The sequence below is a fragment of the Pusillimonas minor genome (genome assembly GCF_014237865.1).
In the GTDB taxonomy this organism is placed as follows: Bacteria; Pseudomonadota; Gammaproteobacteria; order Burkholderiales; family Burkholderiaceae_B; genus Neopusillimonas; species Neopusillimonas minor.
The window spans coordinates 24,233-46,081 of sequence record NZ_JACJUU010000013.1 but is presented as its reverse complement, the minus strand read 5'-3'; the positions used below and the strand labels follow the sequence as shown (position 1 = coordinate 46,081).

Sequence of the window (21,849 nt, the reverse complement as noted above, 5' to 3'; positions counted from 1 at the left end):
ACCCAGAGAAACCGCTTGATTTGGCCCGAATCGGGCATTAGCGCTGCATCGCCGCCCAGGCCTTTTGCAACCGCTTGACGGACACCGGCATCGGCGTGCGCAACTCTTGGGCAAACAGCGCCACACGCAGCTCTTCGAGCATCCAGCGGAAATCGGCCAGCTGTGCATCGGGCTGCCCTTTTAGTGCCGTCACCGCCCGCTGATACTGCACCAGTAAAGGCGCCATCTCGCTCATCAACCGGCGGTCTCGAGACGGGTCTGCTCGCAGTTTTTCGATACGCGCCTGCACTGCCTTCAGGTAGCGGGGGAAGTGCGCCAGCTGCCCGTAAGGCGTGGCGCGGACAAAATACTTGCCCATCAGTTGCGACAACTGCGACTGGATATCGGCGTAGGTGTCGGCATGCGCCTTGGCCTGAGGCAGTTTTTTCTGTACGGCTGCCCACTCGGCCAGAATTTGCCCCGCCAGACGGGCAATTTCCTGGGCCAGCAACCCCAGCCGGTTCTTGCCCTCTTGCTTGCGCTGGTTAAATGCGGCTTGATCATCAGGCCACGGCTCGGCCAGGCAAGCCTGCTCAAGCGCACAATCGATGATCTGGTCTCTGAGCTCTTCTTGTGTCCCCAGACTGATAAACAGCATGCTCATCCGGGTCAGATCATTCAGGTTTTTCTCAAGAAACCTGACCTGTTCTTTAAGCCCCAGCCTGAACAGACGCAGCAAGCCCATACGATGGTGGACACGCGCCTCGGCCGGATCATCGAAAACATCCAGATCGCAGTGTGATTGCCGGTCGACCAGCGCGGGATAACCGATGACTGACTGACCTTTACGACGGATTTCCATGATTTCGGGCAGTGGCCCGAAGGTCCAGTCAACCAGCTGATCCTGGGCCAGCGCCTGAGCCACGTCCTGGTCTCGCGCCGCGACTTTCTGAAACGACGCCTGTGCCTCTTTACCATGCTCGGCTTTGAGCTGGTCGAGATTTCGCCCCCCTGAAAGCATGCGGCCGTGTTCATCGACGATCTTGAAGTTCATGAACATATGCGCCGGCAGGGTTTCGAGCTTAAAGTCAGCTCGCCCCGGCCGGACCTTGACCTGCGCCCACATGTCGGTCGCTATGGCGTCAAGCAGACTGCCGCGCCCTTCGGGTTCGTGCTCGAACCAGCGGTCGTAAAATGCGGCTGCGTAATCGGGCAGCGGCACACAATGACGGCGCATTTTTTGCGGCAGCGACTTAAGCAACAAATGCACTTTCTCTTTGAGCATGCCGGGTACCAGCCACTCGCATCGCTGCGGGTCGACTTTGTTCAGTGCAAACAACGGGACCGTCAGCGTAACGCCGTCGCGCACCGAGCCCGGCTCGAAGTGATAGTCGAGCGCCATATCGACGCCGTCCCATTGCACCGACTTGGGAAAAACATCGGTGGTGACTCCGGCCGCATCGTGCTGCATCAAGGCGTCGCGCGTCAGCAACAACGCCTTGGCCTGCCCGGCATCAAGCCCCCTGGCCCACTTTTCCAACGTCGCCGTCTGAAAGACGTTCTTGGGAATATGCTGATCGTAAAACGCATAGATTAGCCCTTCATCAACCAGGATATCGGGGCGACGCGACTGATGCTCCAGCTTTTCAATTTTCTGGATCAGCGCGCGGTTCTCGCGAACAAACGCGGCGTTCGTATCAATATCGCCGGTCACCAGGGCATCCCGAATAAAAATTTCGCGCGCCTGAACCGGGTCGATCTTTCCGAAATGCACACGTCGGCCATGATAGACAGGCAAGCCGTAAAGTGTGGCGCGCTCGTTGGCCACTACCTGGCCGGCTTTCTTCTCCCACCGCGGGTCGGACCAGCTGCGCCTGAGCAGATGCGCGCCGACTTTTTCGACCCAGACAGGGTCGACTCGGGCCACGCAACGGGCGAACAAACGCGAGGTTTCGACGAGTTCAGCCGCCATGATCCAGCGCCCGGCTTTACGCGCCAGCGGCGACGACGGGTGAATCGTGAAGCGGATGTCGCGTGCCCCCTGGTAGGTCGTGGTTTCTTCGCTTTTTAGACCGAGATTGCCTAGCAGGCCTGACAGCAAAGCCTTGTGCAGCTGCTCGTAGGTGGCCTCGGTCTGGTTGACACGCCAGCCCTGCTCGCCGACGATGGCCGCCAACTGAGTGTGAACGTCGTGCCATTCGCGCAAGCGTATCGGCGACAAGTAGGTTTGACGCAAGATGGCCACCAGCTTGCGCTGCGACGCCTTGTGCGCCACTTGCTCTTCGTACCAGCGCCACAATTTCAAATACGATACAAACTCTGACTTGTCGTCGCGAAAGCGCGCGTGCGCGGCCTCTGAGGCCTCCCGTTCGGCCATCGGCCGATCACGAGGGTCTTGCACCGACAACGCCGACGCAATAATCAGCATTTCGGCCAGACACTGCTCGTCGCGCGCCGCAAGAATCATGCGGGCAATACGAGGATCGACCGGCATGCGGGCCAGCTCGCGCCCCACCGTTGTGAGTTGATTGCGTTCGTCGAGGGCCCCAAGTTCTTGCAGCAGGTGATAGCCATCGGCCACGGCCCGCCCGGAAGGTGCCTCGACAAAAGGAAAGGTCTCGATATCGTCGAGCTTGAGCGCCTTCATGCGCAAAATGACTGCGGCCAACGATGAGCGCAGGATTTCGGGATCGGAAAATGGCGCCCGACGTTTAAAGTCTTGTTCGTCGTACAAACGAACGCATACACCCGGCCCGACCCGGCCGCATCGCCCGGCGCGCTGGTTGGCCGACGCCTGGCTAATGGGCTCGATATGCAGCTGTTCTACTTTGTTGCGCCACGAGTACCGCTTGACCCGCGCCAGCCCCGAGTCGACCACATAACGTATACCCGGCACTGTTAACGAGGTTTCGGCCACGTTGGTCGCCAGTACCACCCGACGCACATTACCCGTTGGCTTGAAAATACGTTCTTGTTCGGCCTGCGACAACCGGGCAAACAAAGGCAGCACCTCGACAGGCCCCGGATGGTTCTTGCGCAGCGCCTCGGCGCTTTCCCGAATTTCGCGCTCTCCGGGCAAGAAGACCAGAACATCGCCCGCGCCGTGGCGGGCACATTCGGCAACGCCCTCTACCACGGCGTCAATCAGATCGCGCTCTTCGTCGTGGGCCGTACGCGCCTTGCCATCGTCATCGACACTGTCGCGGTCGTTTTGTACCGGCCGATACAAAATATCGACGGGATACAAACGGCCCGAGACCTCGATGACTGGGGCAGGTTTGCCTTTGTGGGCAAAGTGCTGCGCAAACCGTTCAGCATCGATGGTGGCCGATGTGATGATGAGCTTCAGGTCGGGGCGCCGGGGCAATAACTGACGCAAGAACCCAAGCAAGAAATCAATGTTAAGACTGCGTTCGTGGGCCTCATCGATAATGATGGTGTCGTATCGGCGCAGCAACGGGTCGCGCTGCGACTCGGCCAGCAAAATACCATCGGTCATCAGTTTGATGGCCGCGTTGGGCCCGGTGCGATCACTGAAGCGGATTTGATACCCCACCCAGTCGCCCAAACCCGTGCCCAGCTCTTGGGCAACCCGTTTGGCCACAGACGTTGCCGCCAGCCGCCGTGGCTGGGTATGGCCGATCATTTTGCCCTGCCCCCGCCCAAGCTCAAGGCAGATTTTGGGCAATTGCGTTGTTTTACCCGAACCGGTCTCACCGCACACAATCACTACTTGATGATCGCTGATCGCGCGCGCGATATCTGCCCGTCGGCTGCTGACGGGCAGATCTTCGGGGTAATGAATCGGTGGCAATGCCCGCGGCGCGGCTTGCGGTTTGTCTTTGTTTACCGACAAATCTGGGGTGTGATGCATGAAAATTCTTATAAAAGGTCAGCCGATCATTATAATTTTGACCTGAACCAAAACAACCGGGACTCAACAACACCCCTTATGGCTGATAACGAAGCAGAAACACTTTCCGCTCAAGACGCGACTCATTTTGCACCGGCGCAGTTCGTGCGCTGGTTTCGCGAAGTGGCGCCTTATGTTCACAACTTTCGCGGAAAGACGTTTGTCGTCGCCTTCGGCGGGGAACTGGTCAACGATGGTGCACTTAACAACCTGATCCAGGACTTGTCCTTGTTGTCTGCCCTGGGCGTGCGCCTGGTACTGGTGCACGGGTCGCGTCCGCAGGTTAACGAACAGCTCAAGCTTAAAGGGTTTGCCACCCGGTTTGGCCGGGGCATGCAGCCTACCGACGCGCCGGCGCTTGAGTGTGCCAAAGAAGCTGCCGGTGAAATTCGTCTGGATATCGAAGCCGCTTTCAGCCAGGGCTTGCCCAACACGCCCATGTCCCATGCGCAAATCCGGGTCATTTCGGGCAATTTTGTGACAGCACGCCCGGTGGGTGTCGTCGACGGCATCGACTACCAGCACACCGGCACGGTTCGCAAGCTTGATACCGACGCCCTGAAAGCGGTGCTGTTTCAAGGCGCCCTCGTCCTGCTCTCGCCCCTGGGTTTCTCGCCCACAGGCGAAGCGTTTAACCTGGCCATGGAAGACCTGGCCACCAGCGTCGCAATAGCCCTGCGCGCCGAGAAGCTGATTTTCCTGACCCAAAACCGTACGGTCCTGAACCCGGACGGCTCTGTCGATACCGAACTGGCCCGCGAAGATGCCGACGCCCTGCTGGCCGGCGGCACGCTTGACGAAGATACCGCCGCATTTCTTAGCCACGCGTCGCGCGCCGTTAAAAGAGGGGTTGCGCGGGCTCACCTGTTGCCTTACACCCTCGACGGCAGTGTGCTGCTCGAAATTTTTACCCACGACGGCGTGGGCACCATGGTGGTCGAAGACACACTCGACGACCTGCGCCCGGCCACCATCGATGACGTCGGCGCCATTGTACGGCTGATCGACCCGCTTGAAGCCGACGGCACCCTGGTGCCGCGCGGGCGCGCTGTGATTGAGCGCGACGTCGAACAATTTACAGTGCTTGAGCACGACGGCGTCATTTATGGCTGCGTTGCACTCATTCCGTACCCCGACGAACGCATGGCCGAAATGGCCTGCCTGATCGTACATCCCGAATGGCAGGGTGAAGGCGAAGGTGAAATCTTGCTGCGTCACACCGAGTCCAGAGCCCGGGCCATGGGTGCCCGTCGCCTGTTCGTGCTCACCACGCGCACCTCACACTGGTTCATGAAGCGCGGTTTTACCCAGGGTGGCGTTTCCGATCTGCCCAAAGAGCGTCAGGCGCATTACAACCGGTCGCGCAACAGTCTGGTTTTCATCAAGAAACTGTAAGGTGCGAGGCCGCGCCGCTATAGGTACAATGGCCCCGATTGCTAACTGTATTTAAAGGTAGGTTCGACGTATGACACGCATGGTGAACTGTGTAAAACTGAAACGCGAAGCCGAAGGATTGGCCGCACCGCCATATCCCGGCCAAATGGGCGTACGCATCTGGCAAAGCATCTCGAAAGAAGCCTGGGAAATGTGGATTCAGACCCAGACCCGCCTGGTCAACGAAAACCGTCTGAACCTGGCCGATGCCCGCGCCCGCAAGTATCTGGCCCAGCAAATGGAAACCTTCCTGTTTGAAGACGGGGACGTTGAGGCCCAGGGCTACGTGCCACCGCCCCAATAACGCGGCAAGCCATAAAAAACCGCCCGGCTGGGCAGCCTGTACGGGCTGAACAACCGGGCGGTTTTGCTTTCAGTTTTGTTTTCGGGTGCCTTGAACCCGAGCTTGTGTCGGGTTGCCCTTAAGCGTCGATATCGTCTGGCGATTCGCCACGCGCAATACGCTCGGTGGCCTTGACGCCGGTATGCCGGACATCGTCGCCATGCACCATGTAAATGACGCGTTCGGCCATGTTTTTAGCATGATCGCCAATGCGCTCGAGCGACCGGGCAATAAAGATCAGATCGATTGAACGCGAAATGGTGCGCGGGTCTTCCATCATGTAGGTGATGAGGTGACGCAAGGCCGCTTTCCATTCTTTGTCGACTTCTTTGTCGTTGCGAACTACGGTAGCCGCATGAACCGCGTCGTCGCGCGCAAAGGCATCGAGCACGTCGCGGATCATGGCCACAACATGGTTGGAAATGTGACGTAATTCGACAGCCGGAATATAGCGCGACTCGGCCTCATGCAAACGGCGGGCCATTTTTGCAATTTTTTCGGCCTCGTCGCCACAGCGCTCCATGTCGGTGAGCATTTTCGACACCGACAACAACAAGCGCAAATCGACTGCAGCGGGCTGGTTGCGGGCAATCAGCAAACCAATGCGTTCGTCGATTTCAACTTCAAGGCGATTGACATCGCGCTCGCGCTCACGAACCTTGTCGACCAGACCGAGCTCACCCGTGACCAAGGCTTCCATCGCCTCTTGAACCATTGCTTCGACAAGCCCCCCCATTTGCAAAAACGAGGAACGGGTCAGCTCGAGTTCGGCGGAGAACTGTTTATTGGTGTGCTCGGACATATCGACCTTCTAACAAGAACGCGATAACGCAAGCGGCCTGGCCTGCGTTATCTGGATTGGCAAAAACTACCGGATTTGTATCAAGGGTACACCCAAAATGCGACAGTTTTATGACCTTGTCATAAACCCTTTGGTTTAAGCTGGACGACACCCGACTGCGTTGACATTAATGCGACAGTTGCCGGTGAAATGGCAAACAAACCGCAAGTGACCACGCCCGGAATATTATTGACCTGGGCCTCGAGTGCCGCCGGGTCGGTGATGCGCAGGCCGGCCACATCGAGAATAATGCACCCGTTGTCGGTTACAAAGCCTTCACGCAGACGCGGCTCGCCACCAAGCGCGCGCAAACGACGCGCCACTACTTCACGGGCCATCGGGATCACCTCGACCGGCAAGGCAAACGCCCCCATGCAGTCGACCAGCTTGGATTCGTCGACGATGCACACAAACTGATCGGCCACCGAAGCCACGATTTTTTCGCGTGTCAGCGCCCCGCCCCCGCCCTTGAGCATGTGCAGGCCGTGGTCAATTTCGTCTGCGCCGTCGACATACACAGGCACTTTGGACACATCGTTGAGGTCGAACACGTTGACGCCATGCCCTTGCAGGCGCGCCGTACTGCGCTCGGAACTGGAAACCGTGCCCAAAAAACGGTCTTTATACTGCGCGAGCGCATCGATGAAGAGGTCGGCCGTAGAGCCGGACCCGATGCCCACGATGACGTCGGGACCGAGCATGGGCAAGACATAATCGACAGCCGCTTGTGCGACATTTTGTTTAAGTTGTTGTTGTGTAAGCATGAACTACCCCAAAACTTCTGAATATTTTTTCTCTGAGAACCCGAACATGACCGGCCCTGTCGCCGGAACCAATACCGGCCGCTTCACCAGGGTGGGCGCCTGGGCAATCATCGCCAGAAATGCGTCGGGCGTGCTTGCCGCTTTGTCTGCGTCAGACAAATTACGCCAGGAGGTCGATGCCCGGTTGACAAGCTTTTCCCAACCGCCTGCCGACTGTGCCCATTCGACCAGGGTAGCAGGCGGCACGGGGTTGTCGCGGTAATCGACAAACGTGTAAGCCACGCCGTTGGCCTCGAGCCATTTGGTGGCTTTGACACAGGTGCTGCAGCGCTTCAGGCCGTATATTTTCACGGGGGATGTCATTTGGTTTCTCCACGCCATTGCAGGCGGTTAGCCACAATGACGAAAATGCCGACGACCAGAATAAACAGCGTCGCCAGCGCATTGATTTCAGGTTTGAGCCCCAGGCGCACGCGCGAGAACACCTCGAGGGGCAAGGTGGTGTAACCCGGCCCCGACAAAAACGAGGCGATGACCACGTCGTCGAGCGAAAGCGTAAAGGCCAGCAACCAGGCCGCCAACAGCGCGGGCGCAATCAACGGCACCGTAATCAGGAAAAACACCCGTGCCGGCGTGGCGCCCAGGTCGAGCGCGGCCTCTTCGAGCGAGCGATCGAGATCGCGAATACGCGACTGGATGACGATGGCCACGTACGCCACGCACAGGGTAACGTGCCCGACCCAGATGGTAAACATACCGTTTTCGGCCGGCCAGCCAAATAGCTGGCCCATTTCGACAAACAGCAAAAGCAACGATATCCCCAGCACGACTTCGGGGATGACCAGGGGAGCGCTAAGCATGCCGATGTAAAGCGTAAACCCGCGAAAGCGCCCCATACGCGCCAGAACATAACCCGCCCATGTGCCGATGATGACGGCGGCGGTTGCGGTTAGCGCTGCAATCTTGAGCGATAAAAACGCGGCGCCCAACAACGCGCGGTCGTTGAAAAGTTCGGCATACCAACGAAACGAAAACCCGGACCACGAAGTCATGAGCGCCGAATCGTTGAAAGAAAACACCATCAAGCAGGCAATGGGCACATAAAGGAAAGCGTATCCGACAGTGAGGGAAATAGCGCGCAAGGTTCGGTTAGGCTGCATCTTTGCCCCCGTTGCCAACGTTCATCTGCTGAAGCTGATTGCGTTGGAAAATGACCAACGGCACCAGCAAGATAGCCACCATGACAACCGTCACCGCTGCGGCCATCGGCCAATCTGTATTGTTGAAAAACTCTGTCCACATGACGCGCCCCATCATCAGGGTATCGGCGCCACCCAGCATTTCAGGGATGACGTACTCGCCAACAGTGGGAATAAACACCAGCATCCCGCCGGCAATCACCCCCGGCAATGACAAGGGCAAGGTCACTTTAAAAAATGCTGTCCAGGGCTTCGCGCCCAGGTCATAGGCCGCTTCGAGCAAGCGACGATCAAGCTTTACCAAGTTGGCGTAAAGGGGCAGGATGAAGAAAGGCAAGTATGCATAGACCAGTCCGATGTATACCGCCAAATCCGTGCGATAAATTTCGAGGGGCGCGTCAATCACGCCCAGCCACAATAGAAAGTTGTTCAACAGGCCATCGTTGCGCAAAATGCCCACCCAGGCGTACACCCGCAATAAAAGCGACGTCCAGAACGGCAAGACCACCGCCAGCAACAACAGGTTGCGCACCCGCGGGCTGGATTGCGCAATGTAATAGGCCATGGGATAGCCGATCAGTACGCAACACATCGTCGTGATGGCCGCGACCTTAATAGAATTAAGGTAAGTGGCAATGTACAGGCTGTCGGTGAACAGCAGGTAGTAAGCGTTAAGGTGCAGCCCCAGCCGTAGCGTAAAGTCTTCGAGTTCGGCTAGCGGCGTGTAGGGCGGAATCCCGAAACGCAGGTCGGCAAAACTGATCTTGAACACCAGCAGGAACGGCACCAGCAGAAACAGTGTCATCCAGAGGAACGGGGGCAGGATGGCCAGCCGCCTTGTCAGCAACTGGCGAGGCCAGGCGGGCAGCGACTTCATGATGGCAACACCGTAGCGCTGTCACCCGACCAACTGACGTACACCTCTTCATCAACGGCAGGCGCCTGCGATTGTTCAAGCACAACACCAGGTACGTTAGCTTCGAGAACGAAACCCGAATCGAGACGGATTTGATAACGCACATAACTGCCCATCCAGGCAACGTGGCTGACGTGGCCATGGGCCCAGTTGCCCTCGCCCAATGGTTGCTCGACCGTCACCCGAATGTTCTCGGGACGGATCGAAATATGCACGTCCATGCCCAAAGGTTCGCTGACCCCGTGCGACACAAACAAAGGGCGACTGAGCTGGTCGCTTTCGATCACGATATGATCAGGTTCGTCGACGGTAATACGACCATCGAACAGGTTGGTGGAACCGATAAAGCCGGCCACAAACCTGGAATTGGGAAACGCGTAGACGTCTTGGGGCGTGCCACACTGGATAATCTGGCCTTCGGTCATGACGGCCAAACGCCCCGCCATGGTCATGGCTTCTTCCTGATCGTGCGTGACCATAATGCAGGTCACGCCCACCTGCTCAAGGATCTTGACCAGCTCAACCTGGGTTTTTTGACGAATTTGCTTGTCGAGTGCCGACATGGGCTCGTCGAGCAGCAACAACTTGGGCCGCTTGACCAGACTGCGCGCCAGCGCAACACGCTGCTGCTGACCACCAGACAGCTGATGCGGCTTGCGGCGCGAATAAGCCGCCATTTGCACCAGATCAAGCGCCTCGAAAACGCGCTCGTGTATTTCGTTGCGCGGTACCCCTTCTTGCTTAAGACCGAACGCCACATTGGCTTCGATGCTCATGTGCGGGAACAAGGCATACGACTGGAACATCATGTTGACCGGGCGGCGATACGGCGGCAGCGCAGTGATATCTTCGTTATCGAGATAAATGCGGCCCGAGGTCGGCTGCTCGAAACCGGCGAGCATACGCAGCAAGGTAGACTTGCCGCAGCCGGAGCTGCCCAGCAGGGCGAATATTTCGCCGCGTTTTACCGAAAGGTTAACGGACTGGACAGCCACCGTGTCGCCAAAAATCTTGACCACGTCCTCGACGCGGACGAACTCATCGGTGTCTGCTGACCAGGTGCTGCCTGCACTGCGATTATCTGTCATGGTTTAACGACCTGATTTCAGGGCTGCCCACATCCGGGTCTGGATGCGTTTGGCAACAAGGGGCTGGGATTTGATCACGAACAAAGTTCGCGCCACTTCGGGCGGCGGGTAAATCATGGGGTTGCTGGCCACTTCGTCGACCACAAATGCACGCGCCGACTTGTTGGCATTCGGATAAAACATTTCGTTGGTAATCGCGGCATGCACTTCAGGGGTTTCGATGTAATTGATAAAGGCATGCGCTTCGTCGACATTGCGGGCATCAGCGGGAATGGCCATGGTGTCAAACCAAGCCGGCGCGCCGCCCTGCGGAATGACATAGTCGATTTCAAAAGGCTGGCCAGCCTCTTTGGCGCGCTGACGCGCAATCATGACATCGCCCGAATACCCGTAAACAAGGCAAAGGTCGCCCGAAGCTAGTTCATCGATATAGCCAGACGAGCTGAATTGGCGAATATAGGGACGAATGCCTTTCAGGACCGCCATAGCGGCTTCGTAGTCGGCCGTACTGTGGCTGTTGGGGTCTTTGCCCAAATAGTTCAGAACGGCGGGAAACACCTGTGCCGCTTCATCGAGCACCGAAATACCGCAGCCGCGCAACTTTTGCGCGTATTCGGGCTTGAAGAGAAGGTCCCAGCTGTCGAGCGGGGCATCTGGCCCCAGAATTTCGCGTATTTTGGTGACGTTAAGACCCAGGCCATTGGTGCCATACCCCCAGGGTATTAAATACTGGTTGCCGGGATCAACTGCGGCCACAAGCGCCATGATGTCGGGATCAAGATGCTTGAGGTTGGGCAGCTTTGACTTGTCGAGCTTTTGAAACAGGCCGGCCTGTAGCTGACGCGCTGCGTAGTGGGTGGACGGAACAACAATGTCGTACCCCGACTTGCCCGTCAGCAGCTTGGCCTGCAAGGTATCGTTACTGTCGTAGACGTCGTATCTGACACGTGTGCCGGTCTCGCGCTCGAAACCCGGAATGGTATCCGGAGCGGTGTATTCGGCCCAGTTATAGATGTTCAGTACTTGGCCGACAACGGCCGGTGAACACCATGCCAATGCCAGCGACAAGACCACTTTTGCAACCGAGTTAAAACTCATTAGCGACAAAACCCCGACGACAAAATTGAACAAAAGGCGTGATGATAGCGCCTTTTTTTATGGAAAACGCGGTAATCAGGCGGCCGCGAGCTGCCAGTAGGCCAGGTTGACAGACTGCCAGAACCGCTCGCCCTGCTCTGCGGCCACCTTGACCATCGAGCGGCGCAGCCGCTGCAGATTAGCCTGACGCAAAGCCCGCGACATGTGCCGGGATTCGCCCCGGTCAAAGTCAATGACCCAGACATGCCCGCCTGCGTTGAGCAAGATGTTAAAGGCATTTAAATCAGCATGCCAGACACCGGCATCATGAATTTTCAGGACGGCGGCCGCCACGGCAACCGGGTCTGCCATATCAAGGCAATCGGCCAATGGCACTACGTCGGGGATGCGAGCCACGATGATGGCCGCGCGGTAAGTAAAGCCATGTTTCCAGTAGGCTGCCGCAAGTGGCCGGGGCACGGGCAACCCCTGGCGGAACATCGCATCGAGCAAAGAAAATTCGGCAAAGGCCCGGGTACGCCGTGCGCCCTGCCAGAGGTAATGATTTTTGCTGATCTTTGCCACCAGACCGCCGCGCCGGTAATGGCGCAACAAAGCCGAACCCATAGGCCCTTCGATGAACCAGGCGGATTGCCGGCCACCGGATTGAACGGGCCGGGCATGCAATGCCGAGTTGGCCGGGTCGAAAAGCGCAACCCACGACGATGTTTGATCGAGCTGTGACCCCGAAACATTTACGACAGGCCCGGCCGGCGCAGATACCCCATGCCCTTCAGGCTTGAACATGCCTTCGAGGTGGCTGGAAAATCGCATCGCACCGCCTTTAAACGGCATGTCGAACCAGTGGTTGCCAGGGTTGCGCATGATGTCTTGAATACGAAAGCAAGGAAGAGGGTTTAGGCCATGGCGCGCAAGGACAACAGCGGCGGTGTACGCAACACACCGCGCAGCGCAAGGGCTCCGGCGAACAATGCCGCGGCAATACCCACCAACACCCCAACAGCCCAGGGCCACAGGGGCCAGGTGAACTGGATATCAATAACGTAAACGGCCACGGCCCAACCAATAGACAGTGCGCCAAAGGCGGCCAGCATGCCCGACAAGCCGCCGACCAGCACAAGCTCAACGGCCATCGCAATTGAGAGCTGGCGTGAGTTGGCGCCTAACATCCTGAGGATGGCCACTTCGCGCATCCGCTCATCTCGTGTCGAAAAGAAGGCAGCAGCCAGAACCAGCACACCGGCGGCAATGGTAAACACAAACAGTATTTGTACCGCCTGTACGACTTGATCCAGAATAAACTTGAGCTGCGTCAGCATGGCGCCGACATCGAAAACCGTCAGGTTGGGGAAATCGCGCACCAGATCTTGAACGAACGCCCCCTGCCGAGGCGGCAGATAAAAGGAGGTGATATACGAGGTGGGCGCGCCGTCCAGGGCGGCAGGCGACATCAGGGCGAAGAAATTAACGTCGAAGGAGTCCCACTTGACCTCGCGCAGACTGGTCACGACGACAGACACAATCTGGCCCGCCACATCAAAGTCGATGCGGTCCCCTAAACCCACACCCAGCGTGTCGGCCACCCCCGATTCGAGCGAGACTTCGTTGCCCTGGGCGTTCAGCCATTGCCCAGACAGCAAACGGTTGCTCTCGGGCAGGGTCGACCGGTACGACAGATTGAACTCGCGGTCGACCATACGTTGCGCACGTGGGCTATCGTAAGACGTAGAGTCGACCTGCGCGTTATTGATGGCAACCAGACGCCCACGCACCATGGGTGCAAGTTGCACCTGGGTAATGCCGGATTGCATCAGGGCCGCTTGTACGACATCGCGCTGCTCGGGCTGGATATTGATTAAAAAGGTGTTGGGCGCATTAGCGGGCAAGGCGTTTTGCCAGCCTTGCAGCAAGTCGGTACGGGTAATGGCCAGCAGCAACAAAATCAGCAAACCCACCGACAAAGCGCATACTTGCGTAACGACCAACGACTTGCGCCGGGCCAGACCGGCAAGGGCAAACCGCAATACCGACGGTGTACCTGTTTGACGGCGAAAATACCCCAACGCGCTAACGCCTGCCCACGCAAGCGCTGCACAAAGCCCCAACACCAGCAACACGCCGCCGACAATGACAACGCTTAGTTTGAAGTCGCCCGACACCCACAAGGCCAGCAAGAAAAAGCCGGCCAGGCCAAGCATATAAGGCGCCGCCCGATAACGCAGTTGTGCACCGCGCTCTTGGCGCAGCACACGCGCAGGTGCGACACGCCCCAATTCGGCCAAGGGCGCCAGCGCAAAACCAAGCAATAGCAGCAGACCGGTCATAAAGCCCTGCCCTGCCGGCTTGAACGATGCTGCCGGCAAAGGGGTGTCGAAAAGCACACCCACTAAGGCCACGAGCACCTGATGAACCCCGTACCCCAATGCAACGCCCAAGGCCGAGGCCAACACGCCAAAAACGACGAACTCGGTCAACAAGGCACCTTGCAACTGACGGCGCGACGCCCCCAGGCACCGCATAATGGCAACGCCATCGTGGTGACGAAGCTGATAGCGCCGCGTGGCCAGCGCGATGGCCACGGCCGCAATCATGACGGTAAGCAAAGCCACCAGCATCAGGAACTGATGGGCACGCTGCAATGACCCCCTGACCTCGGGGCTGGCATCGTCAATCGTCTTGAGCCGCTGCCCGCGCGCCAGCGAGGGCTCGAGCCAGCGCTTGTATTCGGCCAGAGCACTGCCCTGGCCTGCCACCAGCAACCCGTAGCGGGCGCGACTGCCCAAACCCAGCAAGCCCGTTGCCTCGAGATCGTCGAGGTGGATCATGACGCGCGGCGCAACGTTGACAAACTGCACGCCACGATCGGGCTCGTAGGCAATAACCCCGGAAACCGGCAAGGACAAGTCGCCCACGTCGAGCCGATCGCCCGGCTGGATGGCCAGCAGGCTGAGCAGTTGCGGGTCAACCCAGACCGAGCCGTGCGCCGGACCGCTTTGCGCCGGAATATTTTTTTGATCGCCGATGTCGACCCGCAACCCCGGATACAGCGGATACGTATTAGACACAGCCCTGACCGAAGCCAGGCGAACACCTTGCTGGTTGCCCACCATTGACGGAAAAGAAACCGTTTGTGCCGTTGCAAGCCCGCCTGCCTGCGCGCGGTTGACAAATTCGGGGTCGATGGGCGCATCGGCCTCGAGGGCCAGGTCGCCCCCCAGCATCTGCACTGAGTTTTGACCCAGCGCCTGCCCGACACGATCGGCCAGGAAACCAACACTGGTAACGGCCACAACCGCAATGACGAGCGCGATCAGCAAGACATGCAGCTCGCCCGCCCGCCAGTCGCGCCTGAGTGCCGAGAGGCCAAGCGTGAATGCGGAGGCTTTACTGGAACGCTGAGACATGTCTGTTAACCCTGGACATCAAGAAAAAGCGGCATCGCGTAAGCGCGTAATAGCCGCATCGATACGGTCGACCGGCCAGACGTCGAGACCTTCGATAGGTTGTCGCGGCGCGTTGGCTTTAGGGATAATGGCCAGACTGAACCCCAGCTTTGCCGCTTCTTTAAGGCGCTCTTGCCCCCGTGGCGCCGGCCGGATTTCGCCGGCCAGACCGACTTCGCCAAAGGCCACCAGACCTTTCGGCAAGGGACGGTTATGCAACGATGACAAAATAGCCAGCAACACCGGCAGGTCGGCAGCCGGCTCGGTGATTTTTACGCCACCCACCGCGTTGACGAAGACGTCCTGATCGTGCGTTACCACCCCGGCGTGACGATGCAGGACCGCCAGCAACATGGCCAGACGCGTGCCCTCGAGGCCCACGCTAAGCCGCCTGGGGTTGGGCGCATGTGCGGTATCGACCAAGGCCTGGATTTCTACCAGCAAGGGACGGGTGCCTTCTTGGGTTGCCATGACACAAGAACCCGCAACACTTTGGTCGTGCTGGGATAAAAACAACGCCGACGGATTGCTGACCCCTTTGAGGCCACGATCGGTCATGGCAAATACGCCGAGTTCGTTGACCGCGCCAAAACGGTTCTTGATGGCACGCACCAGTCGAAACGAGGAGTGCGAATCGCCTTCAAAGTAAAGCACCGAGTCAACAATGTGCTCGAGTACCCGTGGCCCCGCCAGCGCGCCTTCTTTGGTGACATGCCCGATGAAAACGATGGTGATACCGGTTTGCTTGGCCAGCCGCGTAAGCTGAGCGGCACATTCGCGCACCTGGGACACTGACCCGGGCGCTGCCGAGAGGTCGGGAGAATATAGCGTCTGGATAGAATCGATGACGGCAACTGCGGGCTTTTTGTCGGCCAGCGTCGCCATGATGGCGTCAAGACGAATTTCGGCCAGCAAGCTCACCTTGCCGGTCTCAAGCTCGAGGCGGCGCGCACGCAAAGCGACTTGTTCGGCGGATTCTTCGCCTGTGACATACAGCACCGGAACGACGTGCGACAACGACACCAACGCCTGCAACAGCAGCGTCGATTTACCAATGCCGGGGTCGCCGCCAATAAGCACCACAGCCCCGGGCACCAACCCGCCCCCCAGAACGCGATCGAACTCGGCAATGCCCGAAGGTTGTCGAGGCAGCTCGCGCGCCTCGATGTCGGCAAGGTTTTGTACGGGGCTGGCGCCGGCCAGGGCCGCAAACCGATGGGTACTGGACGGCGATTCGATGGATTCGACCAGCGAATTCCATGACCCGCAATGCGGGCACTTGCCTTCCCATTTGAGGCTGGTGCCCCCGCACTCGTTGCAAACAAATGTAGTTTTTACTTTTGCCATACGTATGCCTGGCCCTAGGCCTGCCGGCCGGCCAGACTGCTGCCACCGTCAACCCCCAGAACCTGACCTGTAATAAACGAGGCCTCGGCCGACAGCAGGAACAACACAGCTGCCGCGACGTCGGCGGGCTGGCCCAAACGTTTGAGCGGCACCGACGCAATGGCTTTCTTTTCAGCGTCGCTGCCCACCGGGCTTTGGTCGCGGAATGTCTGGGTTTCGATGGGGCCCGGCGATACGGCATTGACCGTGATCCCGTATTCGGCAAGCTCTAGCGCCCAGGTTTTGGTGCAGCCGATCAGGGCGTTTTTGGCCGCTGAAAAACTGGTCTGGTTGGCCGCGCCATGTGCACCGGAACCACAGATGTTGATGATGCGACCGTCGTGACGGGTTTTCATGGAGGCTACAAACGCCTGAACGACCTGAACCGCGACCCGCACATTAAGATCGAACACGGTGTATAGCGAAGCCAGATCAACTTCGCCCAAAGGTTCGGCACGGATGACCCCGACGTTGTTGACGATGGCATCAACAGGATACTTTTCGCGGATCATGCGCAAAATGTCCTCGGTTTCGCCGGCGTTACTCAGGTCGCAAGAGTACAAATACCCCGGAAAATCGATGTCTTGGGTATTGCGCGCCAGCCCCACCACATGACAGCCCATATCGGCCAGACGCTGGCTGATGGCCCAGCCGATGCCGCGCGTTGCACCAGTCACCAGTACGCATTTGTTTTTCAAGGTCTGTCCTTATCGGGGTTGGGTTTCAGGAAATCACCACTTTGGGCACACGCGGCGCCACCGCGCATAATAATTCATAGCCGATGGTACCGGCAGCCACGGCCACTTCGTCGACACCGGGGCCGCCTTCACCCCACAATACGACCTCGTCACCGACAGAAGGTTCAGGCACCGGCCCTAAATCGACCGCCAGCATGTCCATGGACACCCGACCCAAAAGCCGGGTTCGGACGCCTTTGACAACCACCGGCGTACCCGTGGTGGCGTGCCGCGGATAACCATCGGCATACCCACAGGCCACCACGCCTACACGCATGGGCTGGTCGGCCACAAACATATGACCATAACCAACGCCCTCGCCGGCTTGAATGTCGCGCACGCTGATGAGCTGTGAGCGCAGGGTCATGCCTGGTCGCAAACCCAGACGTTGGCTGGACAGATGCGCAAACGGCGATGACCCATACAAACAAATACCCGGGCGCACCCATTGCGCAGGCGCATCGGGCAACGACAACCAGTAATCGGGTGTGAGCGTTGCAGCCGAATTGCACATACTGACCGGCCCCGGCAACGCGTCGGTGACATGCCGCAGCAAACTGATTTGCTTTTGCGTCAGGCTGTCACGTTCGTCGGCGCGTGCGAAGTGCGTCATTTTCCCCATGTCGCCCACCACGCCTTGCGTGTGCAAGGCGGCCACGCGCTGCCACGCTGCGTTAAAGGCCTCGGGCGCGAACCCGAGACGATTCATGCCGGTGTTTAACTTAAGAAACACATTAACAGGGTTTTTTACCGATACACCGGCCAGCATGTCAATTTGATCACGACAATGAACTGTGGCATCGAGCGAGTACTGGCTGAACAGGTTAATATCGGGAGCGTTAAAAAACCCCTCCAGCATCAAGATTGGCTTGGCCCAACCTTTTTCGCGACAAACAATAGCTTCGTCAACGTCGAGCATGGCCAGGCCATCGGCCTGGGCAAATGCCTTGACCGCGTTTTCGATGCCATGCCCATACGCATTGGCCTTGATCACGGCCCAGATTTTTGGGCGACTACGATTGTGTTCGATGCTGATACGATTTAGCTGGTCGTGTATAACGGCCAGGTTATGAGTTAAAAACGGCAACGAAATCGTTGCCGAAATTGGACGTGGCATAACTTCCCCCTAATACCGAAAGTCTAATCCAACTGAAGGGCGTTCGCTTGGCGTCCTGTAAAAATTCAAAACAATCTTCATGGCGGTCGACCACTACGAAAACTTCCCGGTAGCTTCAGTACTGGTGCCACGACATCTGCGCGGCGCGGTCGTCGATATCTACCGGTTCGCCCGATCGGCCGACGACATTGCCGACGAAGGCAATGCAACGCCACAAGCCCGTCTGCAGGCCCTTGATGCCTACCGGGCAGCGCTGGACCAGATTGCGCAAAACACGGCCCTGAACCATGCCACCGACACCCGCACCCGACCGGTACCGAACAGCGACGCCAATGGCTGTTCGGCTGCGCTGGAAGCGGTGTTCGTTCCCCTGCAATCGACCATCCACCGGCACCGTCTGCCGTTACAACCGTTCTACGACCTGCTTTCCGCCTTTTCACAAGACGTTCAGATCACCCGTTACCCCAACGACGAAGCGCTGTTCGACTACTGCAGACGCTCGGCAAACCCGGTGGGGCGACTCATGCTGCACCTTTATGATGCGGCATCACCCGAGAACCTGTCTGCCGCCGATGCCATTTGCACGGGCCTGCAGCTGACCAATTTCTGGCAAGACGTGGCCATCGACTGGAAAAAAAATCGCGTTTACTTGCCGCAGGCGCGCTTGCAAGCCTTTGGTGTGACCGAGACACAGATTGCAGCCGGACAATGCAATGCGGCCTGGCAAGCGCTCATGCGCCATCAAGTCGACCAGGCGCGCTGCCTGTTTAACGAGGGCCGCGGCCTGCCCGCAAAACTGCCAGGCCGGCTCGCCCTCGAGTTACGCATGGTGATTGAAGGCGGTTTGCGTATCCTTGAGCGACTGGACGATTTAAACTACGACATATTCAATCATCGGCCCACCCTGAAAATGCGCGACTGGCTCGTCATTTCGGCACGGGCCCTTGTGCGCCGCAAGGCGCCAAACTATTAAGTCACGCATGAGCCCCGACGAATACTGCCAGAACAAAGCCACAAAAAGTGGCTCGAGCTTTTATTACGCCTTTTTGTTCCTGCCCCCCGAGCGCCGCCTGGCGATTACCGCCCTGTATGCCTTCTGCCGGGAGGTTGACGATGTGGTCGACGAGTGCAACGACCCTTCGGTTGCACGCCGCACCCTGGCCTGGTGGCACCAGCAGGTCGACCTGTTGTTCAAGGGGCAAGCCGAACACCCCGTCATGAAGGCCTTGCTGCCCCATATCGGGCCATGCAAGCTGACGGCCGCGCGCATGCATGCCGTCATCGACGGTATGGAAATGGACCTCGACCAAAGTCGCTACCTCGACTGGCCGGGGCTGCAAAAATACTGCTGGCATGCCGCCGGCGTTGTGGGCGAGCTGTCTGTCGGCGTTTTCGGTTACCAGAACGATGCCACACTCGAGTATGCCGATAAACTCGGCCTGGCCTTCCAGCTGACCAATATCATTCGAGACGTAGGCGATGATGCCCGTCGCGGTCGTATCTACCTTCCGGTCAATGAGCTGCAGCAATTCAACGTCAAGGCCTCGGAGATCCTCAATAGCCAATATTCCGATCGTTTTGTTGCGCTCATGCGTTTTCAGACCGAGCGGGCAAAAAGCTACTATCGCGAAGCTCTGGCCGCGCTGCCCGAGGTCGACCGACGCAACCAGCGCCCGGGTTTGGCCATGGCGGCCATTTACCATGCACTGCTGCTCGAAATTGAACGTGATCAGTGGCATGTGATGGACCAGCGCATTTCACTCACGCCCATACGTAAATTCTGGCTGGCCTGGAAAACATGGGTCAGCGGCGGTAAACGACTGAGCCGCCAGTTCGCCCAATGAACGTTGGCGTCATCGGCGCAGGCTGGGCCGGCCTAAGCGCCGCCATTGCCCTGCACGATGCGGGGCATGACGTCAGCCTCTATGAAGCAGGACCGTTAGCCGGTGGACGGGCGCGCCGCGTGCCGGCAGCAGGTCGGGCCCCGCTCGATAACGGCCAGCACATTATGCTTGGCGCCTACCAGCGCACGCTGCAACTGATGCGACGCCTGCATCGCGACCCTGACAGCCTGCTTTTGCAATTTGGTCTGAAAATGCGGTCAGCATCGGGGGACTTCGAACTGCGGTGCCGCGCGTTGCCATCGCCATGGCATGCAGTGGCTGCAGTCGCCCTGGCCAAGGGGTGGCATACCTCAGAGAAAGCGGCGCTACTCAAGGCAATGGCGCATCTACGACCAGGCGGCTGGAAGGTTGCGCCTGACCGGCCTTTAGCCCAATGGCTGGATGAACAGCGTCAACCTGCCGGCGTAGTCAAACGTTTCTGGGAACCACTATGTCTGGCGGCACTTAACACGCCGCTTGCCGATGCCAGTACCGCAATGATGGCGCGAGTATTAAAAGACAGCCTGGATGCCGGTCGCCACGCGAGCGATGTCCTTATCCCGCGCACCGACTTGTCTGACCTGTGGCCCGACCACCTGCCCGCCGACATCACGTTGCATCGACACAGCCCGATCCAGCGTATTAACGCAGCACCTAACGGCTATACCCTGAATGGAAAGCATTGGCACGATGCACTTGTCGTTGCCGTACCACCACCCAATGCAAAGCGCTTGCTGGCTGACCTACCCGCACGACCAGGTACTAAACGCCTGCTGCAGCACCTGGATGCCTTCAGCCCTGTGCCCATCGCCACCCTTAACCTGATACTTGAAGAACCTTGGGATGCACTGCACGAACCCATGCTGATGCTGGACGACCAGGCCGACCCCGGACGTTTGGGTCAATGGCTTTTTAATCACGCCGTTATTTCAAATGCACCCGATCGACATCCGTTGATCAGTATCGTCATAAGTAACTGCCGGCCTGAGAACCTGACAGACCGCGAAACGGCAGGCCGGGTAATTCTTGAACAAGTTTGCCGGCAAACGGCGCGGTTTGGACCCATGCCCAAGGTTGCCGAACAAATGTTGATTATTGAAAAACGGGCCACTTTTGCCGCCACCCCGGGCCTGACCCGGCCAGACAACCACACGCCCTGGGATAATCTGGCGCTGGCCGGAGACTGGACCAATACCGGCTACCCGGCCGTTTTAGAAGGGGCGGTGATCAGTGGGCAAGCAGCAGCCCGATGCATTGGATAAAGTGCACACATTCGCCAACAACGAGAGACTAAAACAGCCGCTGACCGGAGTACACCCCCAAGGCTGTCAGGGCCAAAGCCCCAAACAAGCTGATAAAAACATATGAAAACGCCTGCCACAAATCGCCCCGTTGCAGCAGGCCAAAGGTTTCGGCCGAAAACGTGGAGAACGTTGTAAGCCCGCCCAAAAACCCCGTTACCAAAAACAACCGCAACCAGTCGGGCACCGAGGGCATTTGAAGGACAAGTGCAATAGCCACGCCAATGGCATAAGCGCCGATGTAATTGGCGGCCAATGTACCCCAGGGCACAAAGGCCCCGGCATGGTTAAGCCATAGCCCCAACAGCCAGCGACACACGGCGCCCAATGCGGCACCGATACCCACCGCCAGAAGGTGGGTAACGGTAATCATTGCCACAGCGCGGGGAACAGGCCCCGCCAACAAA

General features: G+C 58.5%; 19 protein-coding genes. 5 read left to right on the top strand and 14 right to left on the bottom strand.

The window, feature by feature from the left end; all coding sequences use genetic code 11:
* Window positions 1-37: 37 nt before the first annotated feature.
* The gene (hrpA, locus tag GTU67_RS13120) at window positions 38-3,853 is read right to left on the bottom strand and encodes an ATP-dependent RNA helicase HrpA (RefSeq protein ID WP_185780512.1); all 3,816 of its coding nucleotides are present in this window, start codon (window positions 3,851-3,853) and stop codon (window positions 38-40) included.
* A 78-nt stretch (window positions 3,854-3,931) separates the two neighbouring features.
* Here hrpA and argA point away from each other — a divergent pair, with 78 nt between their 5' ends.
* Both argA and GTU67_RS13110 read left to right on the top strand, forming a co-directional pair.
* Window positions 3,932-5,287, top strand: a complete 1,356-nt coding sequence (gene argA, locus GTU67_RS13115) for an amino-acid N-acetyltransferase (RefSeq protein ID WP_185780511.1) — start codon at window positions 3,932-3,934, stop codon at window positions 5,285-5,287.
* 70 nt (window positions 5,288-5,357) lie between these two features.
* Window positions 5,358-5,630, top strand: a complete 273-nt coding sequence (locus tag GTU67_RS13110; protein WP_185780510.1) for an oxidative damage protection protein — start codon at window positions 5,358-5,360, stop codon at window positions 5,628-5,630.
* Between the two features lie 118 nt (window positions 5,631-5,748).
* On the opposite strand, the gene phoU is transcribed toward GTU67_RS13110, so the two are convergent.
* The 12 genes from phoU to alr form a co-directional block, all read right to left on the bottom strand.
* Window positions 5,749-6,471 carry a phosphate signaling complex protein PhoU gene (phoU, locus tag GTU67_RS13105; protein ID WP_185780509.1) on the bottom strand — a complete coding sequence of 241 codons (723 nt, stop codon included), beginning with the start codon at window positions 6,469-6,471 and terminating at the stop codon, window positions 5,749-5,751.
* 119 nt (window positions 6,472-6,590) lie between these two features.
* Entirely contained in the window at window positions 6,591-7,274 is a 684-nt protein-coding gene (rpiA, locus tag GTU67_RS13100; RefSeq protein WP_185780508.1) for a ribose-5-phosphate isomerase RpiA, read from the bottom strand.
* A gap of 3 nt (window positions 7,275-7,277) precedes the next feature.
* Window positions 7,278-7,637, bottom strand: a complete 360-nt coding sequence (locus GTU67_RS13095; RefSeq protein WP_185780507.1) for a Spx/MgsR family RNA polymerase-binding regulatory protein — start codon at window positions 7,635-7,637, stop codon at window positions 7,278-7,280.
* Window positions 7,634-8,434 carry an ABC transporter permease subunit gene (locus tag GTU67_RS13090; protein ID WP_185780506.1) on the bottom strand — a complete coding sequence of 267 codons (801 nt, stop codon included), beginning with the start codon at window positions 8,432-8,434 and terminating at the stop codon, window positions 7,634-7,636. Before GTU67_RS13090 ends, GTU67_RS13095 begins: the two co-directional genes overlap by 4 nt.
* Entirely contained in the window at window positions 8,424-9,350 is a 927-nt protein-coding gene (locus tag GTU67_RS13085) for an ABC transporter permease subunit (protein ID WP_185780505.1), read from the bottom strand. The genes GTU67_RS13090 and GTU67_RS13085 overlap by 11 nt, the downstream gene beginning before the upstream one ends.
* Window positions 9,347-10,477, bottom strand: coding sequence for an ABC transporter ATP-binding protein (locus GTU67_RS13080; RefSeq protein WP_185780504.1), 1,131 nt, complete (start codon window positions 10,475-10,477; stop codon window positions 9,347-9,349). The genes GTU67_RS13085 and GTU67_RS13080 overlap by 4 nt, the downstream gene beginning before the upstream one ends.
* Window positions 10,478-10,480: 3 nt before the next feature.
* Window positions 10,481-11,575, bottom strand: coding sequence for a polyamine ABC transporter substrate-binding protein (locus GTU67_RS13075; protein WP_185780503.1), 1,095 nt, complete (start codon window positions 11,573-11,575; stop codon window positions 10,481-10,483).
* Window positions 11,576-11,650: 75 nt separating this feature from the next.
* Entirely contained in the window at window positions 11,651-12,439 is a 789-nt protein-coding gene (locus GTU67_RS13070; RefSeq protein ID WP_249417716.1) for a 3-deoxy-D-manno-octulosonic acid kinase, read from the bottom strand.
* A gap of 32 nt (window positions 12,440-12,471) precedes the next feature.
* Entirely contained in the window at window positions 12,472-14,979 is a 2,508-nt protein-coding gene (locus GTU67_RS13065) for an ABC transporter permease (RefSeq protein ID WP_185780502.1), read from the bottom strand.
* Between the two features lie 18 nt (window positions 14,980-14,997).
* Window positions 14,998-16,365 carry a DNA repair protein RadA gene (radA, locus tag GTU67_RS13060; RefSeq protein WP_185780501.1) on the bottom strand — a complete coding sequence of 456 codons (1,368 nt, stop codon included), beginning with the start codon at window positions 16,363-16,365 and terminating at the stop codon, window positions 14,998-15,000.
* Window positions 16,366-16,379: 14 nt separating this feature from the next.
* Window positions 16,380-17,102 carry an SDR family oxidoreductase gene (locus GTU67_RS13055; RefSeq protein WP_185780500.1) on the bottom strand — a complete coding sequence of 241 codons (723 nt, stop codon included), beginning with the start codon at window positions 17,100-17,102 and terminating at the stop codon, window positions 16,380-16,382.
* 25 nt (window positions 17,103-17,127) lie between these two features.
* Window positions 17,128-18,258: an alanine racemase gene (gene alr / locus GTU67_RS13050; RefSeq protein ID WP_185780499.1), complete on the bottom strand. Its 1,131-nt coding sequence runs from the start codon at window positions 18,256-18,258 to the stop codon at window positions 17,128-17,130.
* A gap of 79 nt (window positions 18,259-18,337) precedes the next feature.
* Between alr and hpnC the strand changes: the two genes are divergently transcribed.
* The 3 genes from hpnC to hpnE are packed head-to-tail and all read left to right on the top strand — an operon-like array spanning window position 18,338 to window position 21,403.
* Window positions 18,338-19,231, top strand: a complete 894-nt coding sequence (gene hpnC, locus GTU67_RS13045; RefSeq protein WP_185780498.1) for a squalene synthase HpnC — start codon at window positions 18,338-18,340, stop codon at window positions 19,229-19,231.
* A gap of 7 nt (window positions 19,232-19,238) precedes the next feature.
* Window positions 19,239-20,102 (top strand): presqualene diphosphate synthase HpnD, encoded by an 864-nt coding sequence (gene hpnD / locus GTU67_RS13040; protein ID WP_185780497.1) that lies wholly within the window; start codon window positions 19,239-19,241, stop codon window positions 20,100-20,102.
* Window positions 20,099-21,403 carry a hydroxysqualene dehydroxylase HpnE gene (gene hpnE / locus GTU67_RS13035; RefSeq protein ID WP_185780496.1) on the top strand — a complete coding sequence of 435 codons (1,305 nt, stop codon included), beginning with the start codon at window positions 20,099-20,101 and terminating at the stop codon, window positions 21,401-21,403. The genes hpnD and hpnE overlap by 4 nt, the downstream gene beginning before the upstream one ends.
* Before the next feature lie 28 nt (window positions 21,404-21,431).
* Here hpnE and crcB read toward each other — a convergent pair whose 3' ends face one another.
* The gene (gene crcB / locus GTU67_RS13030; protein ID WP_185780495.1) at window positions 21,432-21,815 is read right to left on the bottom strand and encodes a fluoride efflux transporter CrcB; all 384 of its coding nucleotides are present in this window, start codon (window positions 21,813-21,815) and stop codon (window positions 21,432-21,434) included.
* Between the last annotated feature and the right edge of the window lie 34 nt (window positions 21,816-21,849).